This is a genomic window from Flavobacterium notoginsengisoli (genome assembly GCF_042686225.1).
Lineage (GTDB): Bacteria > Bacteroidota > Bacteroidia > Flavobacteriales > Flavobacteriaceae > Flavobacterium > Flavobacterium notoginsengisoli.
The window spans coordinates 154,070-180,811 of sequence record NZ_JBHUOT010000002.1 but is presented as its reverse complement, the minus strand read 5'-3'; the positions used below and the strand labels follow the sequence as shown (position 1 = coordinate 180,811).

General features: G+C 28.8%; 25 protein-coding genes. All 25 read right to left on the bottom strand.

The genetic code is table 11. The features are described 5' to 3' along the window. Nucleotides 1-21: 21 nt before the first annotated feature. Nucleotides 22-1,371, bottom strand: coding sequence for an O-antigen ligase family protein (locus ACFS3A_RS06080; protein WP_379824532.1), 1,350 nt, complete (start codon nt 1,369-1,371; stop codon nt 22-24). 9 nt (nt 1,372-1,380) lie between these two features. Beyond that, nucleotides 1,381-2,469, bottom strand: coding sequence for a glycosyltransferase (locus ACFS3A_RS06075; RefSeq protein WP_379824531.1), 1,089 nt, complete (start codon nt 2,467-2,469; stop codon nt 1,381-1,383). Next, nucleotides 2,466-3,584, bottom strand: a complete 1,119-nt coding sequence (locus ACFS3A_RS06070; protein WP_379824530.1) for a glycosyltransferase family 4 protein — start codon at nt 3,582-3,584, stop codon at nt 2,466-2,468. The genes ACFS3A_RS06075 and ACFS3A_RS06070 overlap by 4 nt, the downstream gene beginning before the upstream one ends. 17 nt (nt 3,585-3,601) lie before the next feature. Next, the gene (locus ACFS3A_RS06065) at nt 3,602-4,390 is read right to left on the bottom strand and encodes a hypothetical protein (RefSeq protein ID WP_379824529.1); all 789 of its coding nucleotides are present in this window, start codon (nt 4,388-4,390) and stop codon (nt 3,602-3,604) included. Nucleotides 4,391-4,392: 2 nt separating this feature from the next. Further along, entirely contained in the window at nt 4,393-5,397 is a 1,005-nt protein-coding gene (locus ACFS3A_RS06060) for a glycosyltransferase family 2 protein (RefSeq protein ID WP_379824528.1), read from the bottom strand. Beyond that, nucleotides 5,394-6,419 (bottom strand): exostosin domain-containing protein, encoded by a 1,026-nt coding sequence (locus ACFS3A_RS06055; RefSeq protein WP_379824527.1) that lies wholly within the window; start codon nt 6,417-6,419, stop codon nt 5,394-5,396. The genes ACFS3A_RS06060 and ACFS3A_RS06055 overlap by 4 nt, the downstream gene beginning before the upstream one ends. Nucleotides 6,420-6,447: 28 nt before the next feature. Next, complete coding sequence (locus tag ACFS3A_RS06050) at nt 6,448-7,959, bottom strand: glycosyltransferase family 2 protein (RefSeq protein WP_379824526.1); 1,512 nt, start codon at nt 7,957-7,959, stop codon at nt 6,448-6,450. A 2-nt stretch (nt 7,960-7,961) separates the two neighbouring features. Continuing rightward, a complete protein-coding gene (locus ACFS3A_RS06045) occupies nt 7,962-9,116 on the bottom strand; it encodes a glycosyltransferase family 4 protein (protein WP_379824525.1) in 1,155 nt (384 codons plus the stop codon). Continuing rightward, the gene (locus ACFS3A_RS06040; RefSeq protein WP_379824524.1) at nt 9,117-9,998 is read right to left on the bottom strand and encodes a hypothetical protein; all 882 of its coding nucleotides are present in this window, start codon (nt 9,996-9,998) and stop codon (nt 9,117-9,119) included. Further along, nucleotides 9,998-11,431, bottom strand: a complete 1,434-nt coding sequence (locus ACFS3A_RS06035; protein ID WP_379824523.1) for an MBOAT family O-acyltransferase — start codon at nt 11,429-11,431, stop codon at nt 9,998-10,000. The genes ACFS3A_RS06040 and ACFS3A_RS06035 overlap by 1 nt, the downstream gene beginning before the upstream one ends. A gap of 15 nt (nt 11,432-11,446) precedes the next feature. Continuing rightward, nucleotides 11,447-12,592: an acyltransferase family protein gene (locus ACFS3A_RS06030; protein WP_379824522.1), complete on the bottom strand. Its 1,146-nt coding sequence runs from the start codon at nt 12,590-12,592 to the stop codon at nt 11,447-11,449. After that, a complete protein-coding gene (locus tag ACFS3A_RS06025; RefSeq protein ID WP_379824521.1) occupies nt 12,592-13,992 on the bottom strand; it encodes a UDP-glycosyltransferase in 1,401 nt (466 codons plus the stop codon). The genes ACFS3A_RS06030 and ACFS3A_RS06025 overlap by 1 nt, the downstream gene beginning before the upstream one ends. A gap of 33 nt (nt 13,993-14,025) precedes the next feature. Further along, nucleotides 14,026-14,847, bottom strand: coding sequence for a polysaccharide pyruvyl transferase family protein (locus tag ACFS3A_RS06020; RefSeq protein ID WP_379824520.1), 822 nt, complete (start codon nt 14,845-14,847; stop codon nt 14,026-14,028). 4 nt (nt 14,848-14,851) lie between these two features. Continuing rightward, nucleotides 14,852-15,727, bottom strand: coding sequence for an N-acetylneuraminate synthase family protein (locus ACFS3A_RS06015; protein WP_379824519.1), 876 nt, complete (start codon nt 15,725-15,727; stop codon nt 14,852-14,854). Next, a complete protein-coding gene (locus ACFS3A_RS06010) occupies nt 15,714-16,880 on the bottom strand; it encodes a cytidylyltransferase domain-containing protein (protein ID WP_379824518.1) in 1,167 nt (388 codons plus the stop codon). Before ACFS3A_RS06010 ends, ACFS3A_RS06015 begins: the two co-directional genes overlap by 14 nt. A gap of 42 nt (nt 16,881-16,922) precedes the next feature. Further along, nucleotides 16,923-18,095 carry a hypothetical protein gene (locus tag ACFS3A_RS06005; protein ID WP_379824517.1) on the bottom strand — a complete coding sequence of 391 codons (1,173 nt, stop codon included), beginning with the start codon at nt 18,093-18,095 and terminating at the stop codon, nt 16,923-16,925. A 7-nt stretch (nt 18,096-18,102) separates the two neighbouring features. After that, nucleotides 18,103-19,233: a glycosyltransferase gene (locus ACFS3A_RS06000; protein WP_379824516.1), complete on the bottom strand. Its 1,131-nt coding sequence runs from the start codon at nt 19,231-19,233 to the stop codon at nt 18,103-18,105. Beyond that, nucleotides 19,230-20,306 carry a glycosyltransferase family 2 protein gene (locus ACFS3A_RS05995; protein WP_379824514.1) on the bottom strand — a complete coding sequence of 359 codons (1,077 nt, stop codon included), beginning with the start codon at nt 20,304-20,306 and terminating at the stop codon, nt 19,230-19,232. Before ACFS3A_RS05995 ends, ACFS3A_RS06000 begins: the two co-directional genes overlap by 4 nt. Further along, on the bottom strand, nt 20,306-21,256 hold the full coding sequence (locus tag ACFS3A_RS05990; RefSeq protein ID WP_379824513.1) for a glycosyltransferase family 2 protein: 951 nt from the start codon (nt 21,254-21,256) through the stop codon (nt 20,306-20,308). Before ACFS3A_RS05990 ends, ACFS3A_RS05995 begins: the two co-directional genes overlap by 1 nt. Before the next feature lie 126 nt (nt 21,257-21,382). Next, on the bottom strand, nt 21,383-22,180 hold the full coding sequence (locus ACFS3A_RS05985) for a glycosyltransferase family 2 protein (protein ID WP_379824512.1): 798 nt from the start codon (nt 22,178-22,180) through the stop codon (nt 21,383-21,385). A 17-nt stretch (nt 22,181-22,197) separates the two neighbouring features. Then, nucleotides 22,198-23,223: a glycosyltransferase family A protein gene (locus ACFS3A_RS05980; protein WP_379824510.1), complete on the bottom strand. Its 1,026-nt coding sequence runs from the start codon at nt 23,221-23,223 to the stop codon at nt 22,198-22,200. 13 nt (nt 23,224-23,236) lie between these two features. Next, nucleotides 23,237-24,127, bottom strand: a complete 891-nt coding sequence (locus ACFS3A_RS05975) for a glycosyltransferase (RefSeq protein WP_379824509.1) — start codon at nt 24,125-24,127, stop codon at nt 23,237-23,239. Between the two features lie 22 nt (nt 24,128-24,149). Beyond that, nucleotides 24,150-24,986: a hypothetical protein gene (locus ACFS3A_RS05970; protein WP_379824508.1), complete on the bottom strand. Its 837-nt coding sequence runs from the start codon at nt 24,984-24,986 to the stop codon at nt 24,150-24,152. Further along, nucleotides 24,983-25,903, bottom strand: a complete 921-nt coding sequence (locus ACFS3A_RS05965; RefSeq protein WP_379824507.1) for a glycosyltransferase family 2 protein — start codon at nt 25,901-25,903, stop codon at nt 24,983-24,985. Before ACFS3A_RS05965 ends, ACFS3A_RS05970 begins: the two co-directional genes overlap by 4 nt. Before the next feature lie 25 nt (nt 25,904-25,928). Continuing rightward, nucleotides 25,929-26,735, bottom strand: a complete 807-nt coding sequence (locus ACFS3A_RS05960) for a class I SAM-dependent methyltransferase (RefSeq protein ID WP_379824506.1) — start codon at nt 26,733-26,735, stop codon at nt 25,929-25,931. Between the last annotated feature and the right edge of the window lie 7 nt (nt 26,736-26,742).

Genomic DNA, 26,742 nt, shown 5'->3' with positions numbered 1-26,742 from the left:
ATGTATTATAAAAAAACAGAACTAATTTATTATTTTTTCGGCTTCGTCTGGTTTTTTGACCTGAATAAAAAGAAGCGTCATAGCGTATATAAATGCTGGCGCAGCAGTTCTCATTGCTGCGTGGTTGATGGTTAGTCCCCAAAAAACAAAAAAAGACAAAAGATATAGATGCTGCTTATTATTAATGTATAAAGCAAATGGAACAATACATAATGTTAAAAAAGCAAAAATTCCAAATAATCCATGTTCAGAAAGCAATCTTGTGACCTCATTATGAGAGGCAATTTCTATTCCTAATTCATCAGATCTTTTAGTTTTACTTAATCCGGCTCCTACTCCAAAAATAGGATTTTCCAAAAAAAGGTGCATATCTGCATCCATTATTTCTTCCCTGCCTCCTAATTTGTCGTTTTTAATTCTCCCTCGTGCATCTTGATTTGCATATCTTTTATTTATAAGCCCACCAGTTTGAAGGGAACTATAAGTCCAAACCCCAATCACTAATAATCCTGTTAGAACAAATACTAATGTAAATTTCTTTTTCCCCTGAGCATTTGAAAAATAGTACAATAAAGCTAAAAGACAAACAATCATTGCAGCTCCTGTAATAATTCCTCCTCTTGAAAAAGTAACTATTCCTCTGTAACTTATAAAGATAAATAAACTTCCATTGATGAATAATTCGATTTTGGATTTTGAAAAAAGCACCAATTGTGTAAAGAAAATAAACATTCCAAGACCTAGTATTGTAGAAACCTGATTAGGCCCAAAACCTCCTGAAGTTTCAAAATTTGACTGAGTTCCTGTTACCACATCTTTTATACTGGGTGTATATAAAAATAAATATACTGTCGTTGTAATAATGGGCAAACTCATTACAGTTAAAATATTCTGAAGTTTATAAAATGAAATTCTTCTACTGAACATATATATTGAAGATACTGCAAGACAAACTGGTCCTGATAAATTAAAAAACAAAACCTTTTTTATATCAGTGCTAAGATCAGCTTCGCTATTTGTTATGAAAATACCAGGCACGAGTAACAATAAAAAAAACAAAAATATGAGTGCATTCTTAGAAAAATTACTATAGACCATACCGCATAACATAAAAAAAACGACCGTGAATTTAACATATTCGTTATTAAAATTCCCTCCAGTCATTCGAAGAAATACTTCTGCCCCAACTAAATAAGCACTTACAAATAATACTTCATTATTTTCATTTTTGCTTTTATAGACGATAAAAAAACCTAATAAAGGAATTAATAATGCGTAAACTTTGGATAAAAAAGGGGCAATAAAAAGAACCACTGCAATTAATGCATGAAAAATAATCAACGCTATATAATTAAATTGTGTATTTTTCATTATAAAATTTTACTTTGTAAAAGTAATCAAAGATTTCAACCATGTGATGTACTCTTTTAAAATTGATTTTTCACTAAAATTTTGATCAACAAAAATATTCAAATTCTTGCCTAATAATTTTCGACTATCTTCATCCTCAATTAATTTCTGAACTGAATTTATATACTGCATTAAATTATTGGAGTCAATTACCAAACCTTCTTTAATAGAAGGAATAACTTTTGAAATTTCGCCCACATTTGTTGCAACAACGGGTAAACTTGCCAGTCCGTACTCTAATAAAGCTAATGGAAGCCCTTCTGACAGAGAAGTTAAAACCGCAATTTCGCATTGTTGTAATAAATCCCGAGTATTATTGAGCGCTCCATAAAAAAAAACAGTTTCAGAAAGGCCAAGTTCTTTTACTTTTTTTATAAGACTTACACTATATGAATCATTAAAATCTTTACCTACTAAATGAAAAGTCCATTCCGGGAATTTTTTATGAATCTCTGCTGCTCCATTGATGAGTAATTCATGATTCTTTTGAGGGCGTAAATTGGCAACACAGATTATTCTTCTTCCTTCTTTTCCTTTTAACTGAGAACATCCCAAAGAAACGGTTGGTGCAATTATAAAATTAGGAAAGTATGTTACATTTTGACAATACAAATAGTTATTAGCCCATTTCTTTAAAGCATCATTTACAGAAATAATTCCTAAAAAGAAAAAAGATGAAAGTTTTAATGTCAAATTTTTTCTTAGTGATAAATCCTGTGAAACCCCATAATGATCATGCCAGACAATATCAGTTCCAGGTGTTATTAACTTTACTAAAACTGCTATAAAAAAAGAAGAACTATGTGCATGAATTATTTTGACTTTATTTTTTTTGAGATAATTCCTCAATCTTAAAACAGCATTTAAATCAATAGTGTGCTTTTTTTTTAAGAATAAGTAAGTAACTTTTTGATTTATATGTTCTAAAAGTAAGCCCTCATTTCGTGTTGCAATTAATCCTGAAAACTCAATTTTTTCTGCAAGTGAATTTGCGTAATTTACTGCCATACGTTCTGCACCACCAACCTCCAAAGAATCTATAATTTGTACAATCCTCATTTCATCAGTAATTTTGCAATTTCCTTTTCAAAAATATCTGTAGTATAAGTACGCGACCAATTCATAGCCTGTTGGCTTTTGTTCAAAAAAATGTCTTGATTTATAATTAAATACTCTACCTGTCTGATATCTTTCTTCAGATCCATCTCAAGTAAAATACCGCGTTTACTATAATCCAACATATAGGGAACACAGGATACTTTTGTTGCGATTGGGATACAGCCCCAAAACATTCCTTCAGCAATAGCCTTTGGCCATCCTTCACTTTTTGATGGCAAAATTACAAAATGACTTTCTTTATAAGCTTTTTTTAAACTTTCCTTGTCCTGATTTCCCCTTAAAAAAATATGATTTGCTAATTTATTTGTTTGAAGATAATTTTGTAAAGAACTTCTTTCCGCACCTTCACCATACAAATCTAATTTCACATTATAACCATCTTTTATTAATCTCTGGATTAATTTAATTGCATACATTGGTTTTTTGCCTGTTACTAAACTTCCAACAAAAATAAATCTAATTCCATCTTTGAAATCATTTTTTTTGACATTCTCTTTTTCAGATTCGGAATATGTTGCTGTAAAAAAAGGTTTTATGTTTTTTGATTGATTTTCCCAGTCTCCATACACCAAAACCTGCATCTTTTTAGTTAAAAAAGTATTTGCTAAAATCCATTTTTGCAATTTATAGGTCCATGGTTGTTTACTTTTAGGATCCCAGTTTCCGGCATATTTTGCCGTTTTTGTTTTTTTTGGAAAAAGAACCTGAACAAAACATCCTATCAATCCCATGTTCCCAGGACATCTTAAATGAATATGATCTGATTTTTTCATCGCAATAAATATCCTAAAAAAGATAACTGGCAATTTAAACAACGACCGGACTCTAGTTCTAAATGAGGTAAAACTAAAATCAGGAACTTCATTAAAAACAATATTATCACAGTCATAGGCTAAATCAATATCTGTAACACCCTCTAATTTTAACGAAGCTGTTATTGATACCTCATCAACATATTTTAGCCAAATATTCATTTCACGTATATACGGAGAGTAACCATAATACAGATTATCTTCCTTAATGTGATTGACATGTGTTATTATTGCAAATTTCATTGTTCCTCCAAAAATTCCTATTCTATATTTTTATAATGCATAAAATTTGACTCATTAGTAATCTTCATATTCTTTTTATAGAGCTTAGAAAGAAAATCTGATACTATATTCCTATTGACATCATCTTTTATACTTTTCCCAATGAATGCTTTCTTATTGTAATATTTATCACCACCTACTCCCATATCTAAACCGTAAATTTTCAATTCTTTATTATTTTTAAAAGCAAGAACTGAAGCAATTAACAAAGTATTAAATCCCGAGTTTATACTTTGATAAGAAAAATCAAAGTCGTCTTTCAAAGTTTCTATTAATTCTGAGTTTAGTTTTTTTGAACTATCACAGTAATCAAAATTTGTAATTAAAAATTCTTTTTTTTTTCTGGATCGGTTCGTTATATAACTTTGAGTTAAATCAAAAGACTGGTAATTAATTTTTGAATTGTTGTTATAAATCCAAAATAAAGTACCAAACCATTTATCTGTTTGTTTAAATGATTTTAAATATTTTGTCAAATAAAACGGATCATGAACAACATATACGTGAGGTTTAGATTTTACAATATTTATTGAATCATTACAACAAAGATAAAGTGCATCATCTTCAAGTAAAATATTTGCTGCACTTGGACCACTTGCTACAACAACGATTTTATTAAAACCTTCAAGGTTAAAATACTCACTTAAAGCTGCTAATGAATGATAACCAGAATAGTCTTCAGGTTTATTTACTGAATTCGTACATGGTTTTAATTTATGATAAAGAAATATATAATTTCTTTTCTTAAATAGCGAACTTAAATTCATTGTTAAAATGTTCTTTTGGGAGGATTAAAAAGTATAGAAAACCAACCATAAATTCTACCTGTAACTTCAGTAAAGGCTTCTTTCTTTTTGGTGCTATTAAAAATATTTAAGGCTCTAATTACGATCAATAGAAAAGCAGTCAAATTCCATTTTAATCTTGCTTTTAAACTTGGTTTAGGAAATCTTACCCTCCAAACATACCAACCGTTTCTTAAAACCATTTTTCCATAGTTAAATTTATTTGGCCTTCCTGCCTCATCATGATAATGCCATAATCTGGCAGAAGTATTGACATATAAATTTCCTAATCTGGAAAGTCTGATTGTAAAATCGGTATCTTCATAAAGACCATAGCCTTTAAAATAATCCGAAAATTTAATTTTCTCAAAAATCTCTTTTCTAAAAGAGGAAACTCCTCCCGAAAAAGATTCGGTTGGATAAATTTTATTGGTTGGAGGAAAAAAACTCAGCGCTTTACCATTGCCTGACTCAGACATAAATCCGGGGGGACAATCATCTAACAAGCCCATTTTTTTTCGCAGAACATATCTTTGAGAATACTTACGCTTCCAGTTATCAAAATAAAAATAATTATATTTAAGTGGTTCATCTTCTAAACTTAAACTCCAACTAGCATTATTATTTATAATATATCCTGCAACTCCCAAAGCTTGTGGAAAAATCTGGTACGTATGTAATAAATGCTCAAAATAGTCCTTTTCTAAAATTATATCATCATCTAAAAAACATATAATTTGGGAATCTTTGTCAACTTTAGAAATTCCAAAATTACGTTGTTTGGTCAATCCCCGATTTTCCTCAGAAACCAAAAAATATTTCAAATTCTGAAAATCATTAGCTTCTATAACAGCTCTGGTTTTAGTATCCGGTGATCCATCAATAATTAAGATTTCATCTGGACATAAAACCTGATCCTGAACTGACATCAACAATTTCATTAATGGCTCAGGGCGCATGTAGGTACAGACAATTAAAGAGAATTTCATTTCTTTTTTAAATATTCATTACTAATTTGAATAAAATAATCCATCCTGTTTAATTTTTCCAACATCAATTTTCTATTATTTTGTTGCATTTCTTTAAGTTCATTATCTGTCTTGGATGCATGAAAACTTATTAAATCCGGAATTATCGAATTTTCAGAAACGATCAGGCAATGCTGTTTCCAGTCTATTTTAGACTCTAATGGTAATCTTACATCAGTATCAATTAAAACCGGAATTCGTCCCATTATTAAAGCCTCATAAAAACGAACAGAGAAATTTCCATTTCCTCTTAAACAAAAAACGTATAAATTATTTTGAATATTTTTAAAAAACTCCAAGGTAGAATCTTCTTTAGAACCTGCATTTTTATCTTTTGCCCTGTATTTATTCCTAAAAATAAAATTACTTTCAATTCTATACTCTTTCAATATTCTTTGTAAAAGCCTAAATCTTTTCCAGCCTGAAGGATAAAATGGATGATATTCTTCCGGATTTTTAAATATTACATTAATAAAATTCCTTCTGACATATAACAAAAATTCTTTGCAAAATTTTAATACAGATCCATTAGCATTCCCAACAAAACCTATACTTGGCCGGTCTTTTTTTGATACTAAAAAAAAATCTTCTCCCAGTATTTTATTATAAGGATCTACAATAAAAGAAGGCATAATATGAGTTGATGTTTTAAACTTCGATTTAAAACCTCCTAATCGAAAAGTTGTAACATTGAGTTTATCTAAACTAAATCCAAAATCACCTGCTGCGTATACCCAAATCGGAAGATTGTATTTTGATACCATATGAATCCAGCTATTCAAAAAATTATTCTTATCATTTTTTATGAAAGAAATAATATCGACAGGGAAAATTGCTATATCGGCATCTGAAACTAAATCTGTAAAACAAAAGTTATCCTTAGTTTTTTTGTTAGGTACATAAACCAAATCAAAAAGCATTGGAAAAACCTTTTTTCTGTTTTCCGGAGTTAAAAATCGATGTTCTGTGTATATTTTCAGCATTATAAAACTAGTCCTTATTTTATTGTTTTTATATTCTCTTAGACCATTTTACACTTAACTGCCAGCTATCATTAAATTTAGGAATATCAAACAAATTACCTTTATAAAATTTAAAAAATAAAACTGTTTTATATCCTAATAATTGCTGAATAGTTGAATACTTTGATTTAACATACATTATATTTGGTGAAGGTTTAGGAGAATCTCCTTCTACTTCCCAAGAAGAAATGAATTTATTTCTAAATCCTCCTATTGGTGCTTTTAAATGTAAAATGCTTAACTCCGGAAAATAAATTATATCAACTCCTAAATTACGCAACTGCAAACCAAAGTCGGTATCTTCACCATAACCAAATTCCAGTGATTTATTAAAAGAAACAAAATTCAGAAAATCTGCTTTCAAAAAACTATTTCCGGAACCAAAAATTCCGGATTGATGAATGGCATTATATTTTAAGATTTCTTTTCCCTGAAGATAGGAAGTAGTCAAACAATTAATCCCGTAAAATGATGCTTTCTCTAAAACTTTCTCAAGCAAATCTGATGAGAATCTGTTATCATCATCATTAAGAAAAACCCATTCACTTTCTACTTCTTTCAAAGCTAAATTTCTTGCATTGCATACACCTGCCTGTCGCGTAAAAGTATGCTTTATATTGAATGGCCAACTCTCATTATTTAAATAATCTAGTTCTGATACACTTTGTTGATTAGGGTTCTGTTCTATTATAATAACATTTTTTGGCAAAAGGGTTTGTGCCGATAAATCTCTTAAAACATCATACAGAAATTCTTTTCTACCAATGGTAGGAATAATTACATCTATAGTACCTTTTTCAACAGTTTTATTTGTTGATCGAACTTGAATTTTATCCAATAATTTTTTAGGAAGTTTTCGTTTAGAATAAAAAAAGCTCCCAAAAAGAGGGCTTAACAGAAACTTTCTTTCGTATAAAAATAAATTTAGAAATAACAGAAATATCCATCGTGTTTTATAATGTTGCTTAACAAAACGAAACAAAAAGAATGAGCTTGAAGTATTATTTAGAATTATTTCCGAAGAATCTTTTAATAACTTAGGTTCAGAATAACAAAATAATCCAATAGGCATTGCTTGTTTTGCAAACGACTGTAAAAAATAGTCGAAATTTTGATCCTTTTTAATCTCATCTTTCAAAATATTCAGTACAGAAGCGTGAACTCCTCCAACAGCACTACTCATTAGCCATGTAGGATAACTTGTTTTTTTATTAATCTTCAAAAACGGAGAATCCTCAACATAACCAATTGCATCCGATAAAAAAGATCTTTCTTCAGGATTATAAGATACCATGATTTTATGATGATGAAAAATCTCATAAAAATACTCTGGATTTAATTTTGTTTTTAATTTGATATGACACCAAATAATCAAACTATCCGAATGATCTGCTGCTGTTTCGAATAAAGTTCTGGCAATATTTTTTTGCAGGAAAGATTTGCTCTCTCCATGATAATCAATCTCTGTTACTTTATTATTTTGATGATAAACAATAACCATTATTACACTTTATTTTGATTGACTATTTTTTTATAAAACCCAATGTTTTCGTTGACCAATATATTAATATCAAATTCAGCCTCTACTCTTTCTCTTGCTTTTTTTCCTATTTCCTGACAAAGGAAATCGTTTTGTAACAACTGAATAATTCTGTCTGCATAAATTTCATGATCTGACGGATGAACCAAAAAACCGCTTTCCTGATCAATAATAAGTTCCTGTGCCCAGCCAATATTACTGTTGACAACCGCTTTTTGCATTGCCATGGATTCGATAGTTACCATTCCTAAAGTTTCAGCAAAGGTAGGAAACACACAAACATTTGCCTTTTTAATATAATTTTGAACTTCACTGTAAGGTATTTTACCTAAATAATCTACAGAATTCAAATCCTCTTTGAATAGATCTTTCATCAGTTCCCATGTTGATTTTGAGCCTGTTTTTAAGTCATAAGAATCTCCACCTATTAAAATTAATTTGGCATCAGGAAAATCTTTTTTTACTTTCTTAAAAATTTCAGGCAGTTCTAAAACACCTTTTTTTCTAATTAAAGTACCAATGTAAAGCAGGCAGTTTTTTTCAAACTCTTTTGGATTTTCATTTTCAAAATTTTGAAGATCTAACCCATAATGAATTGTTTTTATCTCTTTATTTTTAATTTTAAAAAGTTCTACTGAAATCTCTCCTGCAAATTTTGTTGGTGCAATGAATCCTTTTGCTTTGTTTATAGCCAGCTTTTCAAACCAGAAATTTTTTTGTTTTTGTTTTCTGTTTTCCAGATGACAAAAATAAGTATCACTTCCATGAAAACGGATTGCTAAAGGAATTTTAAAATTCATAAAAGCTGTAATTCCAGTCCAGTCAGGAGATTCTATCAGATCTATCTTTTCTTTAGATATGATGGAATTACAATAATTTTCAACATATTTTCTATAAAAATACCAACCGAACAATTTATACTTTTTGCTCTTTATTAAATGAATATCGATTGTATTTTCTTTTATGATTTCTTGTGTTTTCTGCCCATAAACAAAAACCGTGACTTTTACACCCGTTTTTGCCAAAGCTACTGCAAGATTTTTCACGCTGGTACCAATTCCTGCGGCATTTGTTACCTTCTCGTGTGGGTATTCTGGTGTTAAAAAGGCTATATGCATTTAATTATTGAAAAAATCTTTTATAATTCTGGCTGTAAATAGTCTTGCTCCCGTATCATTCATATGTCCGCATGAAGCAAAATATTTGTTTTCTACAACTACGTTTTCATAATTATGAATTTCGGGATATGCTTTTTTAACTTTATCAAAGTAATCCATACCTACAACATTTTCGCACATTGGCGTCATAACAGCGATGAAATTAATCTTGTTCTTTTTGCAAATACTTTTGATCTCTTCATAATATTTATTATGTGGTAATGGATTTAAATTGACAATATTATTTTTCATATTACCATTTTCAATTCCCACCAAAGGATAATACCCCATTTCATCTAAATTTCTTGATTTTTTATGAATTAACGTAAAAAATGTTTCCCTAAACCCAATTCTTGCATCATATTTAATATATCTGTAGAATGGTATATAATATAATTCATTAAAATTTCCCTTATCTAAAAAACGCTCTTTTATTATCTCTGAATTATGAATATAAGGCAGAAATTTTGCAGAAACTCCTTCTGCATCGTGATCACTCGATAAATTCAAATCGGCTTCCAAGATTACATTTTTAATTTCATATTTTCTCTCAATCATTAATTTAAGCAGCAATGAAGCTTCAAATAAATGTCCTCCACTCATGCCGTAGTTGAACGTTTTTAATCCTTTCTCTTCAAACATTGGAGCCACAAAATGATTGTTAGCTCTGGAAGACCCCAAAATTACCACATCGTATTTATTTCCATAAGAGTTTACAACGTTTTCAACTTTTCCACGATCTCTGGAATGCATAAATACATAAGTATAAATGCCGTCTAATAGAACTGATATTAAAATTACTACAAGAAAAATTTTAATTATATAGAGTAAAAACTTCTTCATTAAAATTGGAAATAAATAAATTCTTTATAATCAGAGTAAGTTCCAAAAGCAATAATTGCCAGAATTGCTAATGCCATTTTTAAAATGCTTCTGTTACCGGAAATAGGCTCCACTTTAGTTCTGTTATTCCATTCAACCAAAACAAAAATTCCGACCATCAATAACAATTCATAATTATATCGTTCGTTATCTAAATATTGAGAAGCAAACTCTCTGTTTGTAAATATTCTTTTTAAATATAAAACAGCATCAGTAATTGTTCTTGCTCTAAAAAATATCCAGGCAACACAAGTCAACAGAAAAGTAGTTAATATACTAAACACAACTTTTATGGAATCTAAATTCCATTTCAAAACAAAAGAATCTATATTGTTTCTATTACTATTGGATAATAACAAAGGAAGAAAATAAACGGCATTTATAAATCCCCAGACAATATAAGTCCAATTGGCTCCATGCCAGAATCCACTAACAATAAAGATGATAAAAGTATTTCTGATTTTCATCCAGAGTCCTCCTTTACTTCCTCCCAACGGAATATATAAGTAATCTCTAAACCAGGAAGAAAGTGAAATATGCCAGCGACGCCAGAACTCAGCAATATCTCTTGAAAAATAAGGATAATTAAAGTTTCTCAATAAATCTAAACCAAACAATTTAGAAACCCCAAGCGCAATATCTGAATACCCTGAAAAATCCCCATAAATCTGAAAAGCAAAATAAACAGCTCCCATTATCAGTGAAAATGAATTCATTGACGTATAATGATCAAAAATTGCATTTGCATAAACTGCACAAGTATCTGCTATTACTATTTTTTTAACTAACCCCCATACAATTTGACAAACACCTTCTTTTGCCTTTTCTAAATCAAATTCTCTTTTTACTTTTATTTCCGGCAATAAATGAGTCGCTCTTTCGATTGGTCCTGCAACAAGAAGAGGAAAATAACTTACGAATAAAGAATAATCAACAAAATTATATTCTGCTTTTATTCTTTTGTAATAAATATCTATAACATAAGACAATCCGTGGAAAGTATAGAATGAAATTCCAACAGGTAAAATTACATTTAATAAAAACGGACTTGTTTTAAATCCAAATGCTGTAATCATTTCAGCAAAAGAAGAGGCGAAGAAATTATAGTATTTAAAGATTCCTAAAAATCCTAAATTTACAATAATACTAAGCCAAAACCAGAATTTCCGTCTTTTATCTGAATCGCTTTTCTCAATTTGAATTCCGGTGAAATAATCTAAAAATGTAGAAAATACTAGTAAAAATAAAAATCTCCAATCCCAACACGAATAGAAATAATAGCTGGCAACAATTAACAAAGCATTTTGCGTGCTTTTCGTTTTATTAAATACAAACCAATACAGAAAAAAAACTATTGGTAAAAAGATGGCAAATGCCAGAGAATTAAAAAACATAAATTAGTTTAATAGTCAAAATTTATTTTCAGTTATAATATGTGATACTTTTCTCTTTAATTTTAAAAATTGTATTTCATATCCATAATACAAAAGATGCGAAATAAGAATAGTTAATCCAAAAACGCCTATATAGATAATACTATTTTTAAAAAATGGTAAAAAATCCTTCAAAAATGGCATAAATAAAGGCATCAGCAAAAAGATAACCAGTTCATGCACCAAATATAAACCATAAGATATTTTACCTAAATAATTGAGTATTTTATTTTCAATTTTAAAAATTGATTTATTATTTGTTGCCAGGTTAATAATACATATTGCAAACAACCAGGGAAAAATAATGTAATTAATAATATTAAACAATGATCTAATTACAGCACCAATTAAAAACAAAATAACAATTAAAATGTACACTGTTAATTGAATTTCTCTTTTGGTAAAAAACTCATATTTTATACATCGTTTACCTAAAAAAAATTGTTTATAAAATGCTAAAACACCAAAAAAGACACCAATTGCCATGCAATCAAATCTGGTTACCGTTATGATGCTTGATAATGTTTGCAGAGAATTATTTCCAGTGATTTTTTCAAATAATATTAAAAATAACTTACATAAAGGCAGGAATAAAATAATGAAGAGAACTATTTTAATTCTCAATTGCTCCTTGATTTTCATTATCCAGGGCAGAATTAAATAAAATTGCTCCTCAATTCCAATTGACCAGATAACTCTAATAATTAATGGTGTTAATTTTAAAATGAGAGTTACATTGGTTAAAAAAAACACATTCATTAATAAACTTTTTATAGAAAATCGTTCCATCTCGCTTATGTAATATTTGGGCGCAATAAAGGGAACGATAGTATAAACAAAAAATAACATCAGAAAATAGAGTGGCCATATTCTTAAAACTCTTCTAAAATAAAAATCTCTTGTATTAATTTTCGAAAATTTTTCTTTCTCTACTAATAACAAATAAGAAATCAAAAATCCGCTTAAAACAAAAAAAATGGTTACTCCGATATTTCCAAAATTACTTAATGCTTTAGAAAATTTATTTTGATTATGCTGCAAGTGAGAAATGATAACCATAATTGCTGCAACTCCTCGTAACGAATTCAAATTCGGAAAATAAACTTTATTATCTTCTGTCATTAATTTTGTTTTTTTAATAGTACGTCAATTGCATCCCAAATTATTAAAGAAGCTTGTGTTGGTTTTTTTCCGGCTACAATTTCATACCATTTTTTTCCATCTGCCACATTGGTAAGTTTATGATCTAAAATTTGTTTTACTTGTTTTTCTAAATCATTTTTATTAGTGCAAAAAACTGCAGCTTGCTGGCTAGGCATACTTCTAAAATGCACATATTTATAATTTTGACCAATATCTCTAATGCCCTTTTTTAATTGAGGTTGTTCATAATTAAAATAAATACAGGGCTTTTCGTGTGCCACAAAATCAAATACGGTAGAAGAGCATACATTTGTAACAAACTCTGAATGCGCACAAACATTATGTAATAAACCCAAATCTTCTTTAGTTGGTAAAACCTCATTCCAGTTTTTACCGGCGGGTTTCCATAAAGGATCAAGAACAGCGATAACATCTTTATAAGATTCTATTACTTCATCATATCGTGTTGTTGTATCTACTGGACATTTACGATAAATAATACCTAAATTTTCTCCCTTTAAATTTAAATTACGTACAGCTTTTGCTAAATCTTCCAAATAATATTGATCGAGAGGTGAAGTTGTTTCATCATCACCAGAAAAACAAATATACTTTTTAGAGACATCTAAATTATTTTCATTAAAAAAAGTCGCTCTGTCCTTTGACAGACTACTGTCATAATGAGGCTCAAATTGAGGTGTTCCTGTTACAAAAACCTGCGATTCTTTTACGAAAGAATAATATTTTAAGACTTCTTCTTTCATTAAATCGCTCCATACAAAATAAAAATCCGCTTCAACAACCTGCATTGCCTTAGGAACGTTATCCCATGAATACACAAAAGCAACTACTGGAATTTTAAGGTCTTTGGCTGCTAATAATGCACTTATAGACTGCGTTGCCCGTTGCGTTGTACAAAAAACCAAATCAGGTTTATGTTTCTGTAACTGTGCCTTACAATACTGATACTTAGAAGTCGAACGTTCCAGGGCATTGATACGTTTTCTTATTCTGAGAATTCCATTTTCTGAAGAATTGAAACCAATTAAAAACCGGATAAATAAAGTACGTAATATATTTTTTACGCCTTTATAACTAAAAGGAAATTTGTAGGTTTCATAAACCTTATCATTAAATTTCTTTTGAGAAACATTCAGTTCTATATGTTTTCTAATCCTGGAATAAAGAGGTGTTAAAGGATGTGTCTTGTGATTTTCGATTTTGATTTCATCAAACCCTAACTGCTCTTTTAAAGAAAAAACAGTATTGTTCCAATACGTGATTTGATACCCTTTTTTTTCTCCTATCTCTTTAAATTTTGTAAAAGCAAAATTACGTAAACCTACACCGTCCGGGAAAAAGACAAATATTTTTTTCATTAAATAAAAGCTAAAGCTATAGTTAGAAAAGTCTTAATTTTTAAAAGGACAGACTTTCATTAATCCGTCACATAATTGATCTATAATTTCTCTTTTAGGAAGATTTGGAAGCTCTTTAAAAAGATTTTCTAAATCAGAAACAGAATATTTTTCCACTCTAATTTCCGGTTTATAAAAAGGCAACTGAACAGATTCAAAATAATCCTGATATTTTATATCATCTCCAAATACCTTATCCGAAAATTTCTGCCAAACTGCAGGAATATTATATGCATGAGCTACTATAATTCCATGAAGTGATGATGAAACAATTTTTTCGCATTGCAAAAACTCTATTGTTTTGGTTTCAATATCGTTTGTCATCATATTGATAAGAAGTACCTCAGGATTATCTTTAAACCAATCTTGTACTAATTTGAAATCATTGTAATGCGGTACAAAACCAAACTTATATTTTTTCTCCACCCTGGGATTAAAATATCTTGGTAATAATAATGCAGGATCTCCATAAACTTCAGGAACATCATAAGAAAGGTCTAAAAGAAACTTTCTGGTCTGAGGTCCTCTTACGGCTAAAAAAACTGCATTTTTTATTTTGGTATTGCGGTTAATTATACCACTTCCCCAAACAATACATTTGTGATTTACATTTGCCAAAATACTCCCAATAGTAACATAAATTGGCATTCCATAATCTAAAAATGAAAACTTTTTGGGCCAGGCAAAAATCACTTTTTTTGCAGAAATCTTTTCAACAAGGTATTTCCCGAGAAGATCTCCGTAATTTTCTCTGTTTTTACCCTGAATAATTCTTTCGTTCCACCAAAAAAGCCTAATTGTGTTTGAGAAAAACATATAATTAAACTTTTTTATTTTTAAGTTTATCTCTCTGGATTTGTTCAATTGGCAAAATATCCGAAGTTTTAAAAGTCAATGCTTTATAGACTGCATTTAAATCTCTAGTAAGTTTTCGTAATCCCATTGGTTCTAATGAAGCCGCATGATCAGTACCTTTCCAGGTTCTGTCCAGAGTATAATGTCTTTCGATAATATTAGCACCTAAAGTATAAGCTGCAATATCTACGGCAATCCCTAAATGATGGCCTGAAAACCCAATATGTTTTACACGATGTTCATATTTTTCTTTTAAAATATTAATATCTAAAAGACAAACATCTTCAAAAGGAACCGGATAACCCGATGTACAGTTATATAAAACTAAGTCTTTATTTCTTCCTTTTTGAGTAAAGAATTCAACTAAAGTATCGGTTTCGTCTTTAGTTGTCATTCCTGTAGAAATATGAATTTCACCAGAATAATTCTCGCTAAGCCATCCCAACATTTCAAAATTGTTGTTACATGCTGATGGAATTTTAATAAAATCAGGATTTAAAGAAGCTATTTCTTTTGCTGATGTGGTATCCCATACAGATGTAGAATAGGTTATTCCGATTTCATCACAATAGACTTTTAATTCTTTGTGCTGTTCAACATCGAATTCTAAAAATTCCCTGTGTGCTCCGTAAGTTTCTCCGTAAGAATTAGAGAAATTTGGATGGGGCGAGTTGTATTGTTCCTCTGTTAAAAGTTCTTTATTGTTACGTTTTTGGAATTTTACTGCATCTGCATTTCCAAAGATTTTAGCTATTTTAATTAACTCTTTGGCTATTTCCATTTCCCCTTTATGATTACATCCAATTTCGGCAATCACATAAGGTTTCTTAAATTCCTTCATAACGTTTGTTGTACTTTATTAAAATTTCACAAGTTTCTCTGATTGCTCCTGCTCCGGAACTATGAGTCAATATATAATCTGCATTTGCTTTTACAATATCAGTTGCATCTGCCGGAGTGAAAGACCAGCCTACGCTACAAATATTAGCTAAATCATTTACGTCATCACCCACGTATGAAACGGCGCCAAAACTACTATTTCTCTCTGAAAGAAAATGGCTTAAAAATGAAAATTTATCTTTTATTCCTAAAAAAGTATGCTGAATCTGTAATTTCTTCATTCTTTGTGCTACTAACTCAGAATTTTCTGAGGTCATTACTACAACCTCAACATTATTTTGTCTAAGGATTTCTAATCCCATTCCGTCGCGCATGTCGAATTTTTTAGCCATTTCTCCATTCGCATCATAATAAACACATCCGTCTGTAAAAACACCATCTACATCTAAAACTAAATAGTCTATCCGTTGATGTATTTTTTGTTTCTTCTGGCGATCAGCCAAAAGTTTTTCAATAATATCCCAATCCGATAAACTATCAATTTCTACAAGAGATTCTTCTGGCATTTTTACCAAACCAACAGCACCACTAACCCTATTTTTAGAAGTCAGAAAAGCTTCTTTTGTCGTAACATATACTGCTCCGTTTTCAATCAGCAATCCATCAAAATCCTGACGTCTTGGTCTTTTAAAAACATCATAATTCTGAGGTGTACCATCTGCATTCCATGTAAATCTATGGGTGTTTACTACTGTCAATGCAGAGTCTTTTTTATTCACCAGAATTTCACTTAATGCCGTATTGATATCCTGAGCTTTTGTAAGTGGTGAAGTTGCCTGTAATAAACACAAAATATCAAAATCATTTGTTATCAATTCTGCAAATTCGATCATCGCACTTTCCGTAGAAGCTATATCTGATGCATTTTCATCATTGCGCAAAAGTGTTTTTACTTTTGAATTCCAGAAATATTCTCTTTTTACATAATCTATGATTTCCTGATCATCTGTAAAGACATACACTTCATCTAATTCTGAGAAAACAGCCTCGGTCAGTACCCACGAAAAAAGTGGACGCCCAAGCATTTTCTTTTTGTTTTTCCCCGGAATTCCTTTGGAATTTTTACGAAGTGGAATTATGGCTGTTTTTTTCATTTCCTTTAAAACTTAATTTATTACTCACAATATTCAAGAGTTTCAGCTTCTAAACAACGTTTTAACTCTCTTTTTAAATTTATTTTTTAATAAATTAGATTGATATTTTAGAGCGTACAAATAATTTGTTAAAGTAATTGTATTATTTTGATTTAGGAAATCGTAGATCTCTAAATTAATTTGGTTTTTATTTTTTGTAACGATTACTTTACCAATAAATTCATCTTTAAAGGCGTTGTATTTCTCAACATTAAAAACAGAATTAAAATTATCTAATTTTCCAATTACATCAAGCGTTAGTTGAGTTCTCATGCATTTATCACATTTTGAACAATTAATTTTGTCTTCAAAGTCAGGAGCAGTACAAACATCTAAAAAATGAAATGCCGGACTAAATTCAGAGATTAATTTTGTCCTTTCAATTCGATTTAAATGACTCATTGACGAAATAAACTCTAATGATTCAGTACTTATAAATCTTGTTATTAGTATATCCCAGCTACTTGTATCATTTTTATCTATTTTAAAAAAATCAAACCGATAAGCTGAAGCATAATAATATGTTTTAAACATTTTTTGTAAATTTAATATACAAGAAAGGTTTCTTAAACTGTGTGTTTTCTGAAAATCATTCCCTAATATTTCTCCGATATTTGATTTTATCTCAACCAGAGGTAGATTTAATTCTGAAGAAAATGATTTTACTCTTTTCACTCTATCTTTAAATGTTTTTTTTGCTATTTCTCCGTTCCACTGACCGTGCGATCCTGCATCAAGATAAGTTAGATGGTTTAATGAATAAGAATACTTTAATTTTAAATGCTCAAAAATTGTTGCCGTAGAATCGATTCCACAGGAAGCACCTGTAGCTACAGCTTTAGCAATATTTAAATTTTCATCATTAAGTACTTCTGGAATAATTTTAATGCCTTTAAAATCATTATTCGATAATACTAAAGCAGGAATTAAATATGTTGTAACATTGTAAAAAAGTCTGGTTGAAATTTTATTTTTAATATACAAATCTTCTCCCATTTTCATAGCAACGGGAAGCAAACCAATTAAAAATGCATCTGAATTTTCAACAACTAAATACTCTTTGTATTCTTTAGGAAAATCATACCATAAAATTCCTTTCTCTTTAGATGTCTCAAAAGACGCCTGTATTCTTACATTATCTTTTTGCTCAATTATTACTAAAGGATATATAATCATACTTTTATTATTTCAATTGATTATATATATGTTTTATCTCATTACTGACATATTTTATTTCAAGTTTAGCACTTAAAATATCTAAATTGTAATTTACTCCCTGCTCGGTATTTTGTTGTAAAGTTTCTAAAATTAATTCTTTTATCTGTTCTACATTATCGGGATTACTTATAAGTCTCCCGTTGAAACAATCTTTTATAATTTCTTCAGTCACTTTTCCCGGGTTAGATTGTATAGGAAAGGCTCCTGAACAAATCGCTTCTAATAAAGTATTTGGCATGCCATCAGATATACTGTTCCCTATATATATCTTTGCACTTCCCATTAAGGAAAGTACTTCTTTATGAGTAATGGCCCCATAAATTTTAAGATTTTCCCATGCATTTAATTCTGAGTTCTTAACAAATTCAAAAACTTTTTGAGGTGCTCCGAAAACTACTATCTTAAAACTTTCAAGTTCTTTTTTTAAATCTTTTATTGCGTTTAATACAACATTACAACGTCCAAGATTCCCTTCATATCCTTTTATCAAAATAACATTTCTATCCTTCAAAGGAATGGAAAATTGTTCAATCAATGCTAAATCATATCCTCCTCCTCCTGGAAAAATGCCTAAACTTGTTCCTTTAAAGCCATAATCTTTTGCTATTTCAAAATCTCGTTTATTGTCAGCAAACATATAATTAACCCTCAAAAATAGTTCTCTCAAATTTGAATCAAAGTTTTCCTTACCTTTTTTATTGAAAATATCACTTCCCCAAGATGAATAAATCCATTTAACGTCTCTATGTTTTTTCATTACATTCAAAATTGGTAAACTTCCAATTTGTATTGAAAAACTATGGACGACGTCTGGTTTAACGCAATCAAAATATTTCTCAAAAACCGACTCCGTTTTATACTCATTTATTTTTTTTAAAACCTGATATGTTCCCGGATATTTTTTTTTCAAAAATGTTCTCCCAGGATAATTCCATCTCATTTTCCAATTTACTTTTTGGGAAACCCAGGAAATTTTTTCAATTGAATTGCTCATACCTGTAATATCAAACCAATACACTTCGTGCCCGGAATCCTCAAGCTGATTTACCCATCTAAAAAAATGGAGAGTCGGAATTGAAACCATTAAAATCTTCATTGAGAAAAATACATTTTTAATTGAATCTTTTTCTTTTTTCTATCAAAAGAAAATTGATATGGCAGATTTCTATAATTTTTAATTATTTCCTCTAGGAACAAATTATTTACTTCTTCCATTTCAATAAATGAAATGCTTTTTTTTCTGAATATTCTTTTTAATTTATTCTTGTTTCTTGATTTAAGAGTTGCTTCTTCAATTCTTAATGAAATTAACTCATTCTTAAAATTTTTAAGCTGAGCCAGAACAGCACTGATTTCTATTTGAGAGTTTTGAATTACAATTTCGTTTAAAGAATGACTGTTTAATTTCTTATAATCTTCTTCATTGGACTCTTTTCCCCAATCCTGATTCTGATTCACAACTGTTCTTTTTAGATCTTTAGTAAGTATCATATAAGCATGATTAATCCTTTCTAAACAACTATGAAACGGATATGTACTAAACTTGCTGCGATACTGTTTTGGATGCCATTGATGTTTAACTACAGTTTCTTTATCATAAAATTTCACTTCCAAACCAAAATTTTTCATTCTTAGGTGAATGTCTGTATCTTCAGCTCCCCAACCATGATAAAATTCATCATATCCCTGCATTTCTTTTAAAATAGATGTTGGAAAAGATGTAGTACCGGTAACCTCTTGACTTCCCTTGAAATCGACTACATAAGACTCAAAAATTTTACCCTTTAAAGACTCTTTTTGAGATAAAAAACCATATTGAAAATAATGTACTTCGTTATCTTTCATTAATGAAGTAACTGTACTTATAAAATGGGGTGCAAAAATTAAGTCAATATCACCAACCATAAAAAATGGTGTTGTACATTTTTTCAGAGCAATATTTATTGCACGGGATTTATTCCATAATTGACCTGAAACAGGACATGAGATAAACTTTATTTTTACATATTCGGAAATCACCTTTTCTAAATCTAAAAGATAATTCTCATTTGATCCATAATCTACAAAAAACAACTCAAAATTCTTATTCGATTGTTTTTCTAAGGAATCCAGACAGTTTTTTATGATTCTTAAATCCCGATTACGGTTTGTTAATACTAATGTTATCATTATAATTTCAGAACTGATTTAAATTTAGTATCGCCACGGCCTAATACTTTAAATACCTGATAAAAGAAATTTATTCTCAACATAGAAAATAAAAATCGTAATGATTTATTTGAATTATAAGTTCTAATAAAATCCAAACACTTTTTGCAGTCCTTATATTCTTTACCGGCAAGTTTATATCTAAAAGTTCCCAAAACCATCTTAATTAATGCCAGATTAATTTTAGGATTATTTGGAGATTGCATTATAACTCTTTTTTTTACTTCCAAAAAAGATTCAATATGAATATTTAGCTTACCATTTATAGTTGTTATAGAATCGTTATTTCTCCTTACAAAAATTAATGTTTCAGATAAAATCTCAACATTTTTATACTTTGAAAGAATCCGGGAATAAAGTTCTAAATCCTGGGATTGATAAAGATTCTCATCAAACAATTCCATATTCGTTAAGATTTCCCTCTTCCAGGTTGGAGTAATCATTAATATAGGGCATCTTCCCAGAATATAATCTTCATAAATATTATCTGTAATTTTAATATCTGATTTTTCTCTAAGATTTTCAAAATTAAATTCTCTTTCAAACTTTTGAGTTTTGCAAATACAAAAATCTAATTTATCGTTATTGTTAAATGCTTGTTGTTTCTTTTCTAAATGTTCATGATGCATTATATCATCACTGTCAAAAAAATGCACTAATTCTCCTTTACTTAACCCAAACCCATAATTCCTACAGGCATTTGCTCCTTTTGGCTTAGAATGGGGACGTTTATAGAATTTAATTCTGGGATCTTTTTTTTCATAGGATTTCATCACATCCTCGGTAGCATCAGTTGAACCATCATCAACAACAATACATTCCCAATCTTTACAGGTCTGATTCAGTATTGAATTTAATGTCTCCGGAATTAATGATGCCCTATTATATGTGGGAATAATAATTGAAATCATTCTAATTATATTAAAAATTAGTTATTTGTTACTTGTTTAATCCCTTAGATTTTAACAAAATTTATATCCAATTGTTTTTTTATTTAAGCAGTAAAACAATAAATTTTAATTCCTATTTATAATTCCTTAGGAATCTATGGAATTACTTTTATTAACCTTTTTTTTTATACTTATTTTCAAAATGAATAATTTAATTTCATGGTGAACTTTTCTTAAAAGCTCTATTGTTAAAATTAAAATGGTCTTCTTTATGAATGACCCCATTATTTTAAAATAAGACGGATATTTTAATTTTCGTAGCTGATAATAAGCTGTTGTTTCATTTTCCCAGCGTTTTAATGCGTTTTTTTCATCTCGTTTTATATGATAGAAAAATGTTTCATTAAAATCTTTGATTAAATACCCAGCTTTTATAACACGATCAGACCATTCTTTATCTTCGCTAAACACAAGATTTTCATCAAACTTGAAATTGTTCCAAATCTTTTTATTTACCATTGCACAGCCTGCCATCAGTCCAAAATTCAAACCATCGTGTACAAAAAAATCATTGTTGTTTGCCCGAATATAGTTAGAATAGGAATTAATGTATCGCATACCTGCCAATTTTGAATTTGCATTAAACTCTTTAACTGAGTTTTTAAAAAACGAATTGCCTACAGGAACAGCATGAGAACTTAATAATAAAATTAAGTCATTCTTTGCATTTTCAATCCCGAAGTTTATTGCTTTTCCATACGTAAAATTATCAATAGTTATAATCTTACACTTATACTTTTCTGCAATTTGAACACTTTTATCAGTTGAATTATTATCTACTACAATAATTTCATCGATATCCTCTAAGTATACTTTCCTTAAAATGTTTAAAATAGATTCTAAGGCTTGAGATTCATTCTTGTTTCTTATTACAATAGATATCATTTATGTTCCAGGATTGATTATTTAAAGGCCGCAATTTGTTTAGCATTCAATTTTTTATAAATCAGAATATTTTTTTTTAGTGTTCTATTATACAATAACTTTTTAAATATCTTTTCAGTGAAAAAATAATATAGAGGGCGAGATTTTAATATTTTTAAATCCTCAACATTTGATTTTTTATATTCCACATTTTTTATTTTATTGAATTTAATTTGCATCCAATCTTCCAAGACATTTCCTAAATGAAATGCATGATTGCCGTAAGTAGACAATCGATAGCCTCCCATTTTGAGTACAGGCAGATCTGTAAATAAGTATTCACTGTCTCCACCAAGTTTATAAATACTATTTTTTTTTGGTATTTTAGAAAAAACTTCTTTTTTATATGTGCAAACAAAATGTGAACTTCCTAAAACAGCCACTTTCCCTTGATTATTTTTTAAAGTTGCAATTACATCTTTGTATTTAATATCAAGCCATGGCCATCCTATACTATTAGCAAACATAGTCATTGCATCAGGATCTTTTACTGGACGAAATTTTAATTTTGAAGAAAATAAATAATCAAACCAAATGTTACTTGTTAATCTAAAATGTGTTCTAAAAACAGGTACCGGACTTACTGAGCCCGCTTTTGGAAATGCTTTAAAAACCTCCAGGACTTCGTTTTCCCAATTATTATCAAATAAAACATCAGCATCTGTAATAGTTATCAAACGTTCTTCGGCTGTACGGAGTGCCTTTACGATACTATTAATTTTGCCAATATTCTCCTTTTCTATTATTAGTTCATGAATGAGATTTTCTTTCTGCAGCTTTAGTAATTTTTCGTTTACCCTATCAGAAGATCCATTACTTATAACTGAAATCTTTAAATTTGAAGATGACGTTTTAATAACTGAATTTAAACAATAGGTAAAAATGGCAAAGGCATCTTTATAATATCCTTCTTCTTCCGGAATATACAAAGGAATTATTATCCGATGATTTGAATCAGATTTGGATAATAAAACGTTTTTTGAAAGATTTTTCCCTTTTCTCATTTTTCCTTTTCTATCATCTTATTACAGAAACAAAAATCTGTTTTACGAAGATGAAATATTGTTTGAAGAGCTTTTTATAAATATATAATTTAGAAATTTGTAAAAAATAAATAAAATACTTCTTATTATTTACAAAACATTTATTAATACGGCAATATAATTCTTTGGCTTGTGAGTCAGAAAACATTTCTAGCCTCTTATCTATTAAATAATAATAAAACTGAAATTTTGCTTTCCTTTTTAGTTTTTCATTAGAAAAATTTCCTGAAATACTAAGTATTGAAATCCTTATGTATAAAATCGCTTTGTTTATTGTAAAAATATTGCCATAATTAGAAAATTCAAAAACTGCTAATATATCCGAATACCAAGCCAATGGAAAATCTTTAAATCCTAATTTAAATTCTGTTCTCTTAAACACATATTCACTCAATGAGCTACGGGTATTATTAAATAAAAAATTAACTGATTTTTCTTTTTCAGGATGTTGAACAACATGCGAAATAGCTATTCCTTTTTCATTAACTTTTTGTGTCGCAAAACGGATAACATTTATTTTTTCTTTTTCAACTTCATTTATTACTTCATAAAAAGATTCGATTACATTATTAGACAAAAAATCATCATCTCCTAAAATCATTAACCATTGTTCATCTACTGTAAGATTAATACAGCGTTCCCATTGTTGAGTAAGAGACTTTCTACCTAAATTATTGTCAAATCGTTTATATATGATATTAAAATGGTTTTGATACTTTTCTATTATTGGTAATGGATTATCTGGACTGGCATCATCCCCTATATAAACTTTAAATCTTTGATTAGTTTGATTTTGCAAAGACTTTAATGTTTCTTCAAAAAAATTTAATTTATAAAATGGAATTACTATACCAATTTCATTCATAAAGTTGTGTCTTTTTTTAAAGTTAAATAGGTCTCAATAATAATTCTTTGACTGAATTTTCCATTCTTACAGAATCCGATCTAAATTTGTTTCGTCCTTTTGATCCGTCGATATATAAATTAGGCAAATGATGTATCAAATTATCATCAAACTCCGAAACACATATTACCTTTTTCATTCCTCCATATAAATAAATATCAGTATTAACTTTACATTTAACACTATATTTTTGTTTTTTCACAAGATCTATTTTAAATATTCTCTTTATGATTTTTTTTACAATTATTAAATATTCAGGTTCTTTCTCTTTCACAAGTTCTTTGAAATTTATTTTGGAAGAAATTTTTAATAACTGCTTTTTTGTAAGTATAAAACTTGCTTGATGCACATTATTAAAATGTGCAAATTTCTTATTTCCATAGATTTCAACTGAATTGAAATCCCATTCAAAGTCATGATGGTATCCGGGATAATATTTTCCGGTTTGATCTTCTTCATATTGTACTAAACCACTTATTCTGTTTGTAGGCAATACTAGCGAATATTCTAAATGTTTATCAATATGTTTCTCTAAAAAGAGATGATCGTTTTCACCATAAATAAAAATATCAAAATCTTTTCTATTATCGAATATAATTTCTCTACAAGTCATTGGTAACAGTTGATAATCATCTAACAAAATGACATTTACTTTATCTACTCCATCTATAGACAAGGGAATATTTGAATTTACAACAACAGTCACATTATATTTTCTAAAGTTCTTAAGTTCTTTGATTACATTCGTTAGAAACTCAAGTTGCTCAGAACCATAATTAACTAATACAACCAATACCGTGGGTAAAATAATTTCTTTCAATTTTCTTTATAATTAAGAAATGAATAACTTTCAAATTTACTTTGTTTTTGGATATGCTTAATTGCTTTATAATTTTTTATAATTTTCTTTAAATAAAAAAAATTATAACGTAATTCGGATTTGTTAAGTTTTATAATTGATATGATACTTTCTCTAATTGTGTATTTAGTCATTCTATTTACAGACCATTTATTATTAGGATTCATGAGCTTTAAATCCCTGAGATTCGTAAAAGTCTTTAGAGTAAATTTTCTCTGGTTTAAAATTCTATCATGATAGGCAATAGCTTTTGGTACAATTCCTACCTTCATTTTTTTAAATTGACATCTGTTTATATAATCATTATCTTCTGCATAATGAAAAAAATAGGGATTAAACCCTCCGATTTTTTCTAATGTACTTTTAGATAAAATCCAAATTGCTGCATTTATAAAATTAACATTATATATCTCTTTTAATGTTTTTTGTAAAAATACATCTGAATAAAAATTTCTACAATTATTTGATGAAATATAAAACTGAAACAGAAAATCTATTTCATCTCCATTACCATTTAGATGTATTGGGCTTAAAACTCCAAAATCTGGATTTTGTTTAATTTGTCCGACTAATATTTCTAAAGTATATTTTTCTAAATAAGCATCTTGATTTAATAAGACAAAATATTCTCCTCCATTTGCTAATGCAATATCAAATCCTATGTTATTCGCCGCTCCAAAGCCTAAATTTTTATCTTGCTTCACTAGCAAAACTTCCTTAAAATTAGATTCTATAAATTCAATTGTCCCATCTGTACTACAATTATCTATAACAATAATATCTGAAGAAATTGAACTATTTAAAACACTTTTTAAACATTTTTCAATCCAGTTCATTCCGTTATAGGTCACTATAATTACAAATATTTTTTCATTCATATTTAAAAATTATCAATTACTAGCTTTAGGTTAATAGTCTTTTTAGGAATTTAAATGGTGACAAAATAAAATTTCCAACCTTATATGTATTACTATTTCTCATTTCTAAAAGCATTTCTTTCTTCACGATATTACCACCTTCAAAAAAAGAAATTTTGTGTTTTTTAAATTCAAAATCAGACGCAATAATTACTAAAAACATCGGATTTATTATTTTATTCTTAACGACAGAATAATTGCCCTGATAAAAACTTAAATCCGCTTTATTGTCATCCTGTTGAATAACTGAATTACCATTACTGAAAAATTGTGAAAGTAACTGTTGCTGACCAAAATAATTACGAATCAAATTAGAAAATTCGTCTTTGTACAATTCTTTTACATGAAATTCATTAATCAAATTTCGTCTTTCCGAATAATTAATTTTATCAGGTGTCGATATAATAAGTATTCCATCAGGTTTTAAAACTCTTTTAATTTCAAGCATCATTTTCTCATGCTCATCATGATGCTCAATAGTTTCATAACTCACCACTACATCAATGCTGCTATCTTGTAAGGGAATAGCACTAGTACTTCCCTCTAAAAATTTAATATTCTTTTCTGTATATTTTAGCTTAGCCTTTTCAATTGTCTTTTTATCGATATCTACACCATATACAAACGAAGCTTTTTTACTCATTAAACTCGTTCCATACCCCTCTCCTGATGCAATATCTAATACAATCTTATTTTCTATATATTGATCAGTTATAGCATATCGGTGCAAATGTTCAATTGTAATTCTGTTATAAATAAAAGTTTCAAGTCTTTCTCCTGTCCAGTTTTTCATATAGTAG

What these genes read in the sequence shown, in the direction of transcription:
- ACFS3A_RS06045 (WP_379824525.1), bottom strand. Translation starts at nt 9,116, where the DNA reads ATGCATATAGCCTTTTTAACACCAGAATACCCACACGAGAAGGTAACA.
- ACFS3A_RS05965 (WP_379824507.1), bottom strand. Translation starts at nt 25,903, where the DNA reads ATGAATGAAAAAATATTTGTAATTATAGTGACCTATAACGGAATGAAC.
- ACFS3A_RS06000 (WP_379824516.1), bottom strand. Translation starts at nt 19,233, where the DNA reads ATGAAGATTTTAATGGTTTCAATTCCGACTCTCCATTTTTTTAGATGG.
- ACFS3A_RS06065 (WP_379824529.1), bottom strand. Translation starts at nt 4,390, where the DNA reads ATGAATTTAAGTTCGCTATTTAAGAAAAGAAATTATATATTTCTTTAT.
- ACFS3A_RS06030 (WP_379824522.1), bottom strand. Translation starts at nt 12,592, where the DNA reads ATGACAGAAGATAATAAAGTTTATTTTCCGAATTTGAATTCGTTACGA.
- ACFS3A_RS06005 (WP_379824517.1), bottom strand. Translation starts at nt 18,095, where the DNA reads ATGATTATATATCCTTTAGTAATAATTGAGCAAAAAGATAATGTAAGA.
- ACFS3A_RS06075 (WP_379824531.1), bottom strand. Translation starts at nt 2,469, where the DNA reads ATGAGGATTGTACAAATTATAGATTCTTTGGAGGTTGGTGGTGCAGAA.
- ACFS3A_RS05985 (WP_379824512.1), bottom strand. Translation starts at nt 22,180, where the DNA reads ATGATATCTATTGTAATAAGAAACAAGAATGAATCTCAAGCCTTAGAA.
- ACFS3A_RS05960 (WP_379824506.1), bottom strand. Translation starts at nt 26,735, where the DNA reads ATGAAAAACTGGACAGGAGAAAGACTTGAAACTTTTATTTATAACAGA.
- ACFS3A_RS06035 (WP_379824523.1), bottom strand. Translation starts at nt 11,431, where the DNA reads ATGTTTTTTAATTCTCTGGCATTTGCCATCTTTTTACCAATAGTTTTT.
- ACFS3A_RS06050 (WP_379824526.1), bottom strand. Translation starts at nt 7,959, where the DNA reads ATGGTTATTGTTTATCATCAAAATAATAAAGTAACAGAGATTGATTAT.
- ACFS3A_RS06020 (WP_379824520.1), bottom strand. Translation starts at nt 14,847, where the DNA reads ATGTTTTTCTCAAACACAATTAGGCTTTTTTGGTGGAACGAAAGAATT.
- ACFS3A_RS06080 (WP_379824532.1), bottom strand. Translation starts at nt 1,371, where the DNA reads ATGAAAAATACACAATTTAATTATATAGCGTTGATTATTTTTCATGCA.
- ACFS3A_RS05995 (WP_379824514.1), bottom strand. Translation starts at nt 20,306, where the DNA reads ATGATAACATTAGTATTAACAAACCGTAATCGGGATTTAAGAATCATA.
- ACFS3A_RS05990 (WP_379824513.1), bottom strand. Translation starts at nt 21,256, where the DNA reads ATGATTTCAATTATTATTCCCACATATAATAGGGCATCATTAATTCCG.
- ACFS3A_RS05975 (WP_379824509.1), bottom strand. Translation starts at nt 24,127, where the DNA reads ATGAATGAAATTGGTATAGTAATTCCATTTTATAAATTAAATTTTTTT.
- ACFS3A_RS06060 (WP_379824528.1), bottom strand. Translation starts at nt 5,397, where the DNA reads ATGAAATTCTCTTTAATTGTCTGTACCTACATGCGCCCTGAGCCATTA.
- ACFS3A_RS06010 (WP_379824518.1), bottom strand. Translation starts at nt 16,880, where the DNA reads ATGAAAAAAACAGCCATAATTCCACTTCGTAAAAATTCCAAAGGAATT.
- ACFS3A_RS06070 (WP_379824530.1), bottom strand. Translation starts at nt 3,584, where the DNA reads ATGAAATTTGCAATAATAACACATGTCAATCACATTAAGGAAGATAAT.
- ACFS3A_RS06015 (WP_379824519.1), bottom strand. Translation starts at nt 15,727, where the DNA reads ATGAAGGAATTTAAGAAACCTTATGTGATTGCCGAAATTGGATGTAAT.
- ACFS3A_RS05980 (WP_379824510.1), bottom strand. Translation starts at nt 23,223, where the DNA reads ATGAGAAAAGGGAAAAATCTTTCAAAAAACGTTTTATTATCCAAATCT.
- ACFS3A_RS06040 (WP_379824524.1), bottom strand. Translation starts at nt 9,998, where the DNA reads ATGAAGAAGTTTTTACTCTATATAATTAAAATTTTTCTTGTAGTAATT.
- ACFS3A_RS06055 (WP_379824527.1), bottom strand. Translation starts at nt 6,419, where the DNA reads ATGCTGAAAATATACACAGAACATCGATTTTTAACTCCGGAAAACAGA.
- ACFS3A_RS06025 (WP_379824521.1), bottom strand. Translation starts at nt 13,992, where the DNA reads ATGAAAAAAATATTTGTCTTTTTCCCGGACGGTGTAGGTTTACGTAAT.